Genomic DNA, 12950 nt, shown 5'->3' on the forward strand with positions numbered 1-12950 from the left:
CCTATTTAGTAGCTTGGTCATGCATACGACGACGCGTCACCAAGTGAATCAAAAACGAAATGATAAAAATAACCGCACCAGTGACAACGATGACTGGACCGGATGGCCAGTCAAAAGTGTAACTGAGGAACAAGCCAACAAAGGCGCTTATCAAACCGAAGAATGATGATAGCCAAATCATTGGTTGGAATCGCTTAACCACCAATCGAGCGCTGGCAGCGGGGGTGATGAGCAAAGCTGTCACCAAGATAACTCCAACCGCACGCAAAGCAACAATGATAACCAACGTAATCAAGACCACTAAGATGTTGCGGAATAGATTAGCGTGAATCCCTTGTGCTTGGGCATATGAACGATCAAATGTTGTTAAGTACAATTCGCGATAGAAAGTCGTCACAACCGCAATGACAATCAAGCCGATGACCAAACTAGAAATCAAATCATCGCTTGAAACGGCCAAAATATTTCCAAATAGAATATCAGTTAGCTTGGTTGTTGAATGCCCGGCCGTCATAATGATGGTTCCTAAAGCGAAGAAAGTACTGAACGTTAAACCAATCGCAGCATCTGTCTTCAATGGTGTGTGTTCAGAAATGAAGTTAATCACTAATGCGGCTAGTAGGCCGAACACACCAGCACCCCAGTAGTAGGGAATGCCCATCAATGCTGCGATGGCGATTCCAGGCAACACCGCATGGGACATCGCGTCACCAATCAAAGCGGTACCTTGCAAGATACTGAACGCACCGATAATACCAGCGATTAGACCAATCATGGCGCCGGCAGTCAGCGCGTTTTGGAGAAAGGTATATTCGCCGAGTGCGTGAAAGAAATTCATAAACGCAGACATATTAACCTCCCTGTACGATGTGATTATGACGATCCATGATAATTAAGTGATCACCATAGGCTTCGGACAAAGTGGCGGCATCCATCACGTCTTCGGGCTTGCCTTGACGGAGCAGACCGTGGTTGAGCAGAATGACTGAATCAAAGTAGTTTGCAACCTTACTCAAGTCATGATGCACAATGATGATTGTCTTGCCTGCATCACGTAAATCACGCAACGCATCCATAATTTGTGCTTCAGAGGCCACGTCGATACCGACGAACGGCTCATCTAATAGGTAGACATCTGCATCTTGTACAAGTGCACGGGCTACCAAGGCACGTTGACGTTGCCCACCGGAAAGTTCATTTAGCGAACGATTAGCCAAGTGGGCAATGTCCATTTTCTCAAGGGCGTTTTGAACAATTGCTTCTTCAGCTTTACCGACCGAATGCCAACGAGAGATTTGCGATAGCACGCCCATCATCACCAAATCGAAAACGTTCACTGGAAAATCTAAGTCCAGATCGCTTCGTTGAGGAACGTAGGCGAATTTATCGCGACGAACACGGCCAGTAACAGGCGAGTCGTCATAAGTGATTATGCCGGCGGTTGGTTGAATAATTCCTAGAATCGCTTTAATAAGCGTCGACTTACCAGCACCATTAGGACCGATAATACCGATGAGCTCATTTGGATTAAAAGAAAGGGACAAATCTGTAAAAACAGGTCCGTATTCATAGCCAACCGTCAAGTGATCAACGCTTAACATATGCCATTCCTTTCATGCGTACTTACTTATCCAAAGTAAAAATAGAATAACGAGTAACAATGTAACAGTTTTCGTCCGGAATGACAAATGAAATTGTCATCATATTATATATGAAATAAATAACATGTTTTATATATCCGAACATTGCTTGTTTAAAAGGACAATCGCAGAAAAGATTCGTCCAATTGTTCCGAGGGTCGCTTTATATGGTAGAATTAACCATTAGAAAAGCGAGTTTGTTGGCATTATTATAGCGAAAGCCAACACGTAATGTGTGTTTGTACACTTTAAAAGCTACTATATATAGTAAGGACAGGGAAATATGGGTACAGCTGAGACTTATCAACAGATTACAAAGAAGATGGACGGTCCCTGGCGAGTTCGACCAGAAGCAGGTAATCGCGTTGGCATGTTACAAGAAATTTTGCGCTGGATGGGACATCCTGAAAGCAAGCTGCGTGTGATTCACATCGTCGGAACGAATGGTAAGGGTTCAACTGGTGTGATGTTGGCCAAAATTTTGGTTACAGCAGGGTACAAGGTTGGTCACTTTTCAACGCCAGCAATTTTGAATGATCGTGAAGTTATCACGACTAACGGCGAGATGATTAGTGAAGCTGATTTTGTCAGCAGCTACAAGCGCGTTCTAGAAGAAGTCACAGCACACGGTGGGGATGAAGATACGCTATCAAAGTTTGAGTGGTGGACACTTGTGGCTTTGGATTACTTAGCCCGTAAAGAGATGGATTTCGTGATTCTTGAAGCCGGCGTAGGTGGAGCACGTGATGCAACCAATGTGATTGAAAAGCCATTAGTCGTGGCCTTTACCAAGATTTCATATGACCACGTTGATTTGTTGGGTAACGACCTGCTCGAAATTGCACAGGATAAGGCTGGTGCTATCAAGTCAGGTGCAAGTATCGTCAATTACCCAGGCCAGGATATTGAAGTGTACCACTTGTTGCACGATAAGGCAGAAGAAGTGGGTGCAATTTGGAATCCAAACCCTAAGCCAGTGATTACGATTGTACAATCATCACCAAGCGGCTTGGTCTTGAATGCTGACCAATTCGAAGGTCTGAAGTTGTCATTGACTGGTGCGTACCAAGCGAATAACTTGAGTACGGTTTTGCAAATTGTCACGGTGCTTAAGAGTCGTGGCTTTGAAATCAAGGATGTGGATGTCGCTGAAGCATTGGCCCACGTTAAGATTCAAGGCCGTATGGAATTTGATGCGGAACGCAACATTTTGTATGATGGTGCGCACAACCCAGACGGTATTATCAGTTTGGTTGCGTCAATTCGTTCATGGCACTTGCCATTTAAGCCAGTCGTTGTTTTGGGCTTGCTAAAGGGTAAGAACTACCACGACATGTTGGAAGAATTATTGCCACACGTCGATACGGTGATTGCTGTTACGCCTGATTCTGATCGTGCCATGTCAGCTGATGAGTTGGCGGCTAAGATTGTGATGATGAGTAACGTTGACGTTGAAATCGCGGACGATCCAAGTGCTGCGATTACGTTGGCGCGTCGTGTTCGTGAATCATCAGAAGCCTTGATTCTGGTTACCGGTTCATTTTACACACTACGCGCGATTGAATCTGAAGGGATGTAATACATGTTAAAGCGATTGGTAATTGCCTCGAACAATTCACATAAGACAGCAGAAATGGTTGATTATCTGGCAGTTTTGGGTGTTGAAGCGATTAATTATCGTGACCTACATGAGCAAATTGCATTTCCAGATGAGACCACTGATGATATGGCTCAAAACGCACGTGTAAAGGCCCAAACAGTCCATGAGATTTTGCCAGACGAATATATTTTGGCAGATGATTCAGCGTTGTTTGTACCAGCGATTCCGGATCATTTTGGTGTGACGACGATGCGCGAGTTTCAAGCGCACCAATTACGTGGGGATGCGGAAATTAACGCGTATGTATTAGCGCAGTTGCCAGATGATGCTGACCGAACGGCTTATTTGCAAGCTGATTTTGTCGTCACCGCACCATCAGGCAAGACGTATTTCAGTCAAGCGCGTGGAGGTATCACGTTGGCAACTGAACCGCGTGGTGGGCGCAACGGCTTGGATGAATTAATGGTCACGGAAAATGGCATGACGTTGTCAGAAATCGATATGCCAGAGCGTGTTCATTATGCACACCGCGGTCGCGCTGCCATCATGATTTTGCAACAGCTTAAAGCAGCTGGTGAATGGCAATAATAATATAGATAATGAAGAGGAGAGATAGGATAAATGGAACTCACAGCACAACAAATTACTGAGTTGTTGGCCGATCAAGATTTATTGATTTCAGCGCCGGACTTTGATGGTGAGGTCAAGCATTTAGCCTATAATTCAAATGATGTTGAACCTGAAACGTTGCTTTTTATTAAGGGACGTTTTAAGGCTGAATATTTGACTGACGCCATCCAAAAGGGTGTTAAAGCGTTGGTCGCCCCAGAAACTTTTGTTCACGACACAACGCTACCAACGTGGGTAGTTGATGATGTGCCGGCGGCCATGAGTATTTTGAGTATGGCGTTTTACGGCTATCCACAAAACGACCTTGCTTTGATTGGTATCACAGGTACGAAGGGTAAGACATCTGCAACGTACATGGCTTACGAAATGCTACGCGTTGCAACGGACGACAAGGTTGCGTTGTCATCAACGTTGCAAGTGATTACGGGGGCTGACCCAAAGTTCCACTATCGCGCGCACTTGACGACGCCCGAGTCATTGGACTTGTTCCGTTGGATGCGTGAGGCCGTTGATAACGGTATGACGCACATGGTAATGGAAGTGTCATCACAAGCCTACAAGATGGAACGTGTTTACGGTTTGCGTTATAACGTAGGTATTTTCTTGAACATTAGTCCAGATCACGTTGGTGAAAACGAACACCCAACGTTCGAGGATTATTTGGAACACAAGATGATGTTGTTCGATCACTCAGAACAAATCATCTTGAACGCTGATTCAGACCACTTTAGCGAATTGATTGAACATGCTGAAATGGCCGTGCCACGTGATGGTATTTGGCTATATGGTCGCGAAGATGAGGATTCACCAAAGGCTGACGTTTATTACGAAACGGTCGAAGCCGACTTGCAAGGTAGCACGTTTGCGGTTCGCCAAGCTGGTCAACAAGCTGACCGTCTGGGCATTGCCGGTGAATACCACTTGGATATGCCAGGTGATTTCAACCAAGGAAACGCGGTCGCGGCGATGATTGCAGCACGTTTGACGGGGGCTGATCCCGATGCCATGCGTGAAGGACTAGAAGTTGTCAAAATTCCTGGTCGCATGCAAGTGTTGACGTCAGCTAACCACGGTACGATTTACGTGGATTATGCGCACAACTATGCATCAATCGCTGCGTTGTTGAATTTTGTTCGTCAAAACGAAACGGTTGAAAAGTTGACGATTGTCGTTGGTGCACCTGGAAACAAGGGTGTGTCACGTCGACCTGGTATTGGCCAAGCAGTCAGTGAAGGCGCCGATGTGGTCTACCTAACGAGTGATGATCCACAATTTGAAGATCCAAATGCAATTGCGGATGAAATTCAAGCGGCCATCACTAACAAGGATGTGGTGATTAACCGCGAAATGAACCGTACAATCGCGATTACCGAAGCAATTACTGCTGCCGGACCAAACGATGTGGTTGTGTTGGCAGCTAAGGGATTGGACGAATACCAGAAAATTGGTGGCGTAGATACACCATATGAAAACGACTGGGCAGTTGCACAACGCGTTGTTAACGAATTGGAAGCCTAGTTTTTAATCACAAAATTTGGTATAATATACAGAATTGCCGATAGTATCGGTGATTTTTTATGTTTAAAACAGTGAATAAATGCATTAAATGTGCAGAGATTAAAAGGGGATAGTGCCATGGCTAAGGAACCTGCAGAAAATACGTCAGAGTTCGACTTGGGTGACTTCGTTGAAGGTAAGAAGTTTGCCAACTTCGAACACGACTTTAAGGGTATCGTTGAAAAGATTTACGAGCACTCATTGTTGGTCTTGATTACTGAAAACGACCCAGAAGATACAGCGACGGTTAACGAATACAACCACCGCGCTGTTGTCCGCATGTCAGAAACTAAGATTTTGGTGAAGACGGATAATCCAGCACCACGTAAGGCTGATGAAACTGAAGAGGAAGACGAAGAAGAAATCCCTGAAGACATCAAGCTTGAAGATGATGATGCTGAAGAAGAGGAAGAAGAGGAGTAACCGATGGACTACAAGAATCAAGTGGCTCAAGCCGTCGCTGCGGTTGTGCCTGAACTAGATGAAGCAACGATTTTGTCAAAGGTTGAAGTGCCTAAGGATTCATCAATGGGTGATTTTGCCTTTCCAACGTTCTTGTTGGCAAAGGAACGCCACATGGCGCCTAACCAAATTGCAGCTGAAGTAGCTGAGGCAATCGATGCGTCAAACTTTAAGCAAGTTGAAGCTGCCGGACCTTACGTTAACTTCTTCTTGAACCAAGAAAACTTTGGTGCTGATGTGTTGCACGCTATCTTGGAAAACCAAGAATACGGTCACAACACGGATGGTGAAGCAGGACACGTAACAATCGACATGTCATCACCTAACATTGCTAAGCCAATGTCAATGGGTCACTTGCGTTCAACGGTTATCGGAAACTCATTGGCTGAAATTTCAAAGGCCAACGGTTACCAACCAATCAAGATTAACCACTTGGGTGACTGGGGTACGCAATTCGGTAAGTTGATGGTTGCCTACAAGATGTGGGGATCAGAAGCTGAAGTTAAGGCTGACCCAATCAACACGTTGGTTAAGTACTACGTGCGTTTCCACGAAGAAGCTAAGGAAAACCCAGCATTGGATGATGAGGGTCGCGCTTGGTTTAAGAAGTTGGAAGACGGTGATGAGGAAGCTCGCCAATTGTGGTCATGGTTCCGTGAAGAGTCATTGAAGGAATTCATGGAGCTTTACGAGACGTTGGATATCGAGTTTGACTCATTCAACGGTGAAGCTTTCTACAACGACAAGATGGACGGCGTTATCGACAAGTTGAAGGAAGAAGGCTTGTTGGTTGAGTCTCAAGGTGCACAAGTTGTTAACTTGGATAAGTACAACTTGAACGTTGCCATGATTCAACGTACTGACGGTGCCACTTTGTACATGACGCGTGATTTGGCTGCTGCCATCTTCCGTAAGAAGAACTATAACTTCGTGAAGTCATTGTACGTCGTTGGTGGTGAGCAACGTGAGCACTTCATGCAAATGAAGGCCGTGTTGAAGGAAATGGGTTACGAGTGGTCAGATGACGTTGAGCACATCCCATTTGGTTTGATTACTGTCGATGGAAAGAAGCTTTCAACGCGTTCAGGACGCATCATCTTGTTGAAGGATGTTTTGAAGGATTCTGTTGAATTGGCTTTGGAGCAAATCGAAGAGAAGAATCCAACTTTGGCAAACAAGGAATTGGTTGCCCACGAAGTTGGAACGGGAGCCGTTGTGTTCCACGATTTGATGAACGAACGTATCGGAAACTTCGACTTTAAGTTGGAAGAAGTGGTTCGTTTCGAAGGTGATACTGGTCCATACGTTCAATACGCAAATGCCCGTGCACAATCAATCTTGCGTAAGGCGGGTAACCCTGAACTTGATTTGTCAGATGTTGTCATCACTGATGAGAACGTTTGGGAGACTGAAAAGTTGTTGGGTGACTTTAACGATGTTGTTCGTCGCGCATGGCGTGATCGCGAACCATCAGTTATCGCAAAGTACGCTTTGAACTTGGCTCGTACGTTCAACAAGTACTACGCTAACTCAAAGATTTTGGCAGACGACGGTCAATTGAACGCACGTTTGGCTTTGGTTACGGCTGTTTCACAAGTCTTGACTGAGTCATTGCGTTTGTTGGGTGTTAAGGCGCCAAAGGAAATGTAATTAAGATTAAGGCAGTTGATTTCATTTATGAAGTCGACTGCCTTTTTTCATGTATGATGGGTATTAATGAAACGAAGTGGGGGAGTACCAGCCCAAGATGCTTTATCACAACAAGTCTCAAAGACTATGAAAAAACTCGGCTTCAAATTTGTTGGTCCGGTTACCGTTTATTCATTTTTGCAAGGTGCCGGATTAATCAATGATCACGAAGTTACGTGTGCCTTCCATGATGTATACTGAAATAATCAAATAGTTGGGGGATAAGTATGACTACAAGGCTGTTGTGTCGTTTAGCGGGGGTAAGGACTGTACGTTAGCGCTCTATCGCGCTTTGCAATCCGGGTATGAAGTACAACGACTTTTTACAACGATGAATGCAGAAAATAATCGGTCGTGGGTTCATGGTACACATCGAAATGTGTTGACCAAGATTGGTGATGCATTGGGGCTACCAATCGATGTTGTGCCCACAAATTTTTGGACGGCTGACTACGCGACTGATTTCGAAAAGCAATTGGCAACATATAGGGTGGCGGGCATTACCACGGTTATTTTTGGTGATATTGACTTTGAACAGAATCGCCGTTGGTGTGAAGAGCGATGCGAACATGTTGGTTTAGCTTCGGTGTTTCCGCTTTGGCAAACTAATCGTGAAACGTTAGCGTATGAGTTTGTGGATGCTGGGTTTAAAAGTTTAGTGACAGTTGTTGATACGAAACAATTACCTAGTAAGTTTCTAGCAACCACACTTTCAAAGCAAACGTTAGACGAAATTGCTGCAACCGGGGCGGATATGTGTGGTGAAACTGGTGAATATCATACCGTGATATTTGATGGGCCACTCTTTAAGCACTCAGTAGAGTTGATTCTTGGTGAACAAAAGGAACTACATAATGGGTATTTGGTTCAGGACGTTTCATAGTTAAAGTTACATTTTAGTTAGGTATATCACACCATAAACCGGCAGTGTAAATTTTGTTACAAAATCCGAGAAAGCGCGTTTTTACTGATATAATTATTTTTGTTGTTTTTTAGCAAATAAAAAATTAAAAGTAAAAATGTATTTCAGGAGAGAAAGACATGGAAGTCTACGTATTAGCAACGGTGGTTATTATCGTTGCCCTGATTTTTGATGGGGTTAACGGATTCCACGATGCGGCGAATGCAATCGCTACGGCTATTACAACGGGTGCCTTGAAGGCGAAGACAGCAATCATTATGGCTGCTGTCATGAACTTGATTGGTGCTTTGATGGGAACGGCCGTTGCTGCGGTTATCGCACGTGACATCGTTGATATGACGCAGGTGAGCGCCGAGCAACAATTGTTCTTGGTTATTGCTGCTTTGCTTGGTGCAATTGGTTGGAATTTGATTACTTGGTGGTTCGGTCTACCATCTTCATCAACTCACGCCATTATTGGTGGATTGATGGGAGCTGGTTTGGCCGAACAAATCGCTGGTAACAACGTACACATTAAGTTGGCTAAGGTCGTTGAAAAGGTTATCGATCCGATGGTGTTGTCACCAGTTGTTGGATTCGGACTAGCGCTACTAATCATGGTGATTTTGAACAAGATCATCAAGAAGGCTAACTTGAAGGAAACGGATAAGTACTTCCGCACGGCACAAATTTTCACGTCAGCGTCATTGGCGTTGGGACACGGTTTGCAAGACGCCCAAAAGTCAATGGGATTGATGTTTATGGCGGCTGCCCCAGTTGGATTCTTTGGTATTAAGCCAGGGCAAACGGAAATTCCATTCCAAATTATCTTGATGGCATCTTTGGCCATTTCAGTTGGAACAATGGCCGGTGGACAACGTATCATTCACACGTTGGGAAGCAAGATTACAATTTTGAGCCCACAAAAGGGATTCGTTGCTGAAGCTGTTTCATCAGCAGTGTTGTTCATCTCTGCTTACTTCGTTCACGCACCAATTTCAACGACGCACACGGTTACGTCAGCAATCGCTGGTACGGGTGCTTCTGACGATATTCGCGCCGTGAAGTGGGGTACGTTGAAGAACATTGTGATGGCTTGGATCATTACAGTGCCATCAGCCGGATTGATTGGTTTCATGTTTGAAGAAATCTTCCGTATGCTATTTATGTAATTAAACATGTAGGACGCTACTTGCCAGCAGGCGGGTAGCGTCTTTTTCATTACCGCCCGAACTTAAGGCAGAAAACCGAAAAACCTGTATAATTAAACTTATATATGCAAAAAAAGAAGGATTGAAAACCATGGCATTAAAGAAGCAAGAACGCCAAGCGTTGATTTTGGATATTTTGTCACGCGAGGTGATTGATTCACAAGAAGGTTTGATGAACTCGTTACAAGCGGCTGGCATTGAAGTCACGCAAGCAACCGTTTCACGCGACATCAAGGAAATGCGCATTGTTCGTCGCGCTGACGGATCAGGTCGTCCACGTTATCAAGTGATGTCAGATGCGCCAGTTGTTGATAGTGAACAAGTTCAAAAGGGCTTTGCCGAAACAGCTGTGTCGGTGACGCGCGTTGAATTTATGACGGTCGTGAAGACGACACAAGGTAACGGAAACCGTTTGGCAGCTTTGATTGACGCGGCAAACTTGTCAGAAGTCATTGCCACGTTGGCTGGTCACAACACGATTTACGTGACTAGCCCATCTGCAGAGGACGCTGAGAAGTTAGCACAACGCTTTACAAATTGGATGCAATAATATGATGACGCGAATGAAAGCATTTTTCGCGTGGATACGACGCAAGTTTGGACCGTTTTGGACACGGTTCCAAATTAATCGTTGGATAGGTGTTTTGATTCTGACGGGTATCTTGGTGATTAGTGTTCTCGGAACCTTTGAAGCTAAGACGACCGACGTGTCAGACCTAAAAACGCGCCTGCAATCATCCACCGAAATATACGATGTAAAAGATAATAAGGCGGGCTCAATTGCCGGTCAAAAGGGGACGTATGTCTCATTTAATAAGATTTCACCGAATGCTGTGAATGCTGTTTTAGCAACTGAGGATCGTAATTTCTATCATGAACCAGGATTCTCAGTGACGGGTATGGCCCGTGGTGCATTGACGACAGTTTGGTACCGTATTCGTGGTATCAATGCGTCAGCTGGTGGCTCGACCATTACGCAACAGTTGGTTAAGAATGCGTTCCTGACGCAAAACCAAACCATCACGCGTAAAATCCGTGAATTGTTCTTAGCGATTCAGGTTGAAAAGGAATACTCAAAGCACGATATCTTGGCGATGTATTTGAATAATGCATATTTCGGTCAAGGTGTCTGGGGAATTCAAGATGCGTCACTGAAGTATTTCGGGGTTAACGCTTCGGATTTGTCAGTGACACAAGGTGCTATGCTGGCGGGGATGTTGCAATCACCGAACGGCTATGACCCATTGAATTATCCAAAGAATGCGTTGAATCGTCGTAATCAAGTTTTGCAAAACTTGGTGAATGACAAGAAGTTGAGCCAATCAGAAGCTGATCAATATGCAGCAACTGCCATTGGCGCATCTGATCACAACGTCGATAATTCGAACTATAACTATCCATATTTCTTCGACGCGGTTATTGATGAGGCCATTAACAAATATGGCTTAACCGAATCAGAAATTTTGAACGATGGGTATAAGATTTATACGACATTGAATCAAACCGACCAACAAAACTTGCAAGCCGATTATGAGACTAGCTGGTTGAACCCAATTGGTGGGGATTCACAGGCTGCGTCAGTCGTTATGGATGCGAAAACTGGTGGGGTGCGTGCCGTTGTTGGTGGGCGTGGCGAACACGTCTTCCGTGGCTTCAACCGCGCAACGAGCATGTATCGTTCACCTGGTTCAACGATTAAGCCAATTGTTGATTATGCGCCTTCGCTATCACGTGGTTTCTCATATGATTCTGAATTGAAGAATGAGAAGACAAGTTTTGGAACGAATGGTTATTCACCATCGAATTATGCGGATTACACCAGTGAAGATGTCCCAATGTATGTCGCACTTGAAAACTCATACAACATTCCAGCTGTTTGGTTGCTTGATCAAATGGGCGTCTCTGTTGGATATAACGCAGGAATTAAGGCAGGGTTGCCATTGAAGAAGTCTGACAAGAACTTGGCCATGGGAATCGGTGGTCTACAAAAGGGCGTGACGCCTTTGCAAATGACCCAAGCTTACACAAGTTTTGCCAACGATGGGGTGATGAGTCAAAGTCACTTCATTACGAAGATTGTGGATTCTTCCGGCAAGGTGATTGTCAAAGCGAAGGAAAAGCAAACACGTCTTTGGTCAAAGAAGGTTGCTGATGAGATGACGTCAATGATGATGGGCGTTTACACGAACGGAACTGGTAAGGCAGCTGATCCATACGGTTACACAGTGGCTGGAAAGACTGGAACAACCGAGGTAACGGGAAGCGATTCAACGGCAACGAACGCTACGGACTCATGGGCAATCGCCTACACACCTGATGTGGTGGTTACAACGTGGACGGGTTACGATTCATCGGCTAACGGTGAATCGATTCCAGTCTCACTTGGTATGACAGCTGGACCGCTGATGAAGACGACTTTGGAGCAAGTGATTCCAAATACTGATCAAACCGCATTCGGCGTTAAGAGTGTGCGTCAAAAGATGAGCACCGTAACGGGCGATAGCGGTAAGAGTAGTGGTAGTTCATCATCAAATGGTTTCTCAAACGCCATTGATGGTATTCAATCAGACATCAAGGATGGTGCGAGCCAAGCATGGTCAAACGTGAAGGACGGTGCGCATGCGGCATGGTCAGGTATTCAAAGTCTGTTTGGTAATTAGCCCCCAAAGTATGCGATAATGGATATACTAATTTAAAGAAGGATATTAATTAATATGATTAACATTTATGACAACGTAAACGCAGTTGCTGCTGATTTGCGTGAGACGGCACAATACAAGACTTTGCGTGATGCAGTTGAAGCATTGAACGCCGACGCAGCTGTTAAGGATGTGTTCCAACGCTTCCAAGCTGCCCAAATGCAAATCAATCAAGCCATGCAAGCTGGTCAAGAACCAGAAGCTGCGCAAGTTGCAGAATGGCAAGAAATTGCTGGTGAGATGGACAAGCACGATGCTTTGAAGAAGATGATGGAAGCTGAGCAAGCTGTTAACCAATTGTTGATGGAAATCAACAACATCATCACGAAGCCAATCGCTGAATTGTACGGCCAAGACTAATAGCTATGACAAAGGCGTCGCAAATTTTGCGACGCCTTTTCTTGTGGGCAAAAGAAAAGAGCCGAGTAACAAAAAGTTACTCAGCTCAATTCGATAACCAGACTTTTGACATTATCTCCATCGGCTAACGGTCGTACCGTTATTTCCTGGATTTAAGAGTAACATTAGCTATCCAGGAAAGCAACCAATGTCTTAGCTGGC

12 protein-coding genes and 1 pseudogene are annotated in these 12950 nt (G+C 44.8%); 11 read left to right on the plus strand and 2 right to left on the minus strand.

Translation table 11 applies throughout. The features are described 5' to 3' along the window. Position 1 precedes the first annotated feature (1 nt). Positions 2-850: a metal ABC transporter permease gene (locus ACAW68_03550; protein ID XGA16644.1), complete on the minus strand. Its 849-nt coding sequence runs from the start codon at positions 848-850 to the stop codon at positions 2-4. 1 nt (position 851) lies between these two features. Continuing rightward, entirely contained in the window at positions 852-1601 is a 750-nt protein-coding gene (locus tag ACAW68_03555) for a metal ABC transporter ATP-binding protein (protein ID XGA16645.1), read from the minus strand. Between the two features lie 322 nt (positions 1602-1923). Here ACAW68_03555 and ACAW68_03560 point away from each other — a divergent pair, with 322 nt between their 5' ends. The 11 genes and pseudogenes from ACAW68_03560 (at position 1924) to ACAW68_03610 (ending at position 12749) form a co-directional block, all read left to right on the plus strand. After that, positions 1924-3219, plus strand: a complete 1296-nt coding sequence (locus tag ACAW68_03560; protein XGA16646.1) for a folylpolyglutamate synthase/dihydrofolate synthase family protein — start codon at positions 1924-1926, stop codon at positions 3217-3219. A gap of 3 nt (positions 3220-3222) precedes the next feature. Next, positions 3223-3828: a non-canonical purine NTP pyrophosphatase gene (locus tag ACAW68_03565; protein XGA16647.1), complete on the plus strand. Its 606-nt coding sequence runs from the start codon at positions 3223-3225 to the stop codon at positions 3826-3828. A gap of 33 nt (positions 3829-3861) precedes the next feature. Continuing rightward, positions 3862-5388 (plus strand): UDP-N-acetylmuramoyl-L-alanyl-D-glutamate--2,6-diaminopimelate ligase, encoded by a 1527-nt coding sequence (locus ACAW68_03570; GenBank protein XGA16648.1) that lies wholly within the window; start codon positions 3862-3864, stop codon positions 5386-5388. A gap of 117 nt (positions 5389-5505) precedes the next feature. Then, the gene (locus ACAW68_03575; protein XGA16649.1) at positions 5506-5850 is read left to right on the plus strand and encodes a hypothetical protein; all 345 of its coding nucleotides are present in this window, start codon (positions 5506-5508) and stop codon (positions 5848-5850) included. A 3-nt stretch (positions 5851-5853) separates the two neighbouring features. After that, positions 5854-7539 carry an arginine--tRNA ligase gene (gene argS / locus ACAW68_03580; GenBank protein XGA16650.1) on the plus strand — a complete coding sequence of 562 codons (1686 nt, stop codon included), beginning with the start codon at positions 5854-5856 and terminating at the stop codon, positions 7537-7539. A gap of 84 nt (positions 7540-7623) precedes the next feature. Continuing rightward, a pseudogene (locus ACAW68_03585) lies at positions 7624-7779 on the plus strand (DNA-3-methyladenine glycosylase I). A gap of 13 nt (positions 7780-7792) precedes the next feature. Continuing rightward, entirely contained in the window at positions 7793-8461 is a 669-nt protein-coding gene (locus ACAW68_03590; protein XGA16651.1) for a diphthine--ammonia ligase, read from the plus strand. A 158-nt stretch (positions 8462-8619) separates the two neighbouring features. Beyond that, on the plus strand, positions 8620-9651 hold the full coding sequence (locus ACAW68_03595) for an anion permease (GenBank protein XGA16652.1): 1032 nt from the start codon (positions 8620-8622) through the stop codon (positions 9649-9651). Between the two features lie 130 nt (positions 9652-9781). Beyond that, positions 9782-10240, plus strand: a complete 459-nt coding sequence (locus ACAW68_03600) for an arginine repressor (GenBank protein ID XGA16653.1) — start codon at positions 9782-9784, stop codon at positions 10238-10240. Between the two features lie 4 nt (positions 10241-10244). Next, entirely contained in the window at positions 10245-12350 is a 2106-nt protein-coding gene (locus ACAW68_03605) for a transglycosylase domain-containing protein (GenBank protein ID XGA16997.1), read from the plus strand. Between the two features lie 54 nt (positions 12351-12404). Beyond that, on the plus strand, positions 12405-12749 hold the full coding sequence (locus tag ACAW68_03610; GenBank protein XGA16654.1) for a YlbF family regulator: 345 nt from the start codon (positions 12405-12407) through the stop codon (positions 12747-12749). The last annotated feature ends 201 nt before the right edge of the window (positions 12750-12950 follow it).

It is taken from the genome of Weissella confusa, from assembly GCA_041871065.1.
Taxonomy (GTDB): domain Bacteria; phylum Bacillota; class Bacilli; order Lactobacillales; family Lactobacillaceae; genus Weissella; species Weissella confusa_A.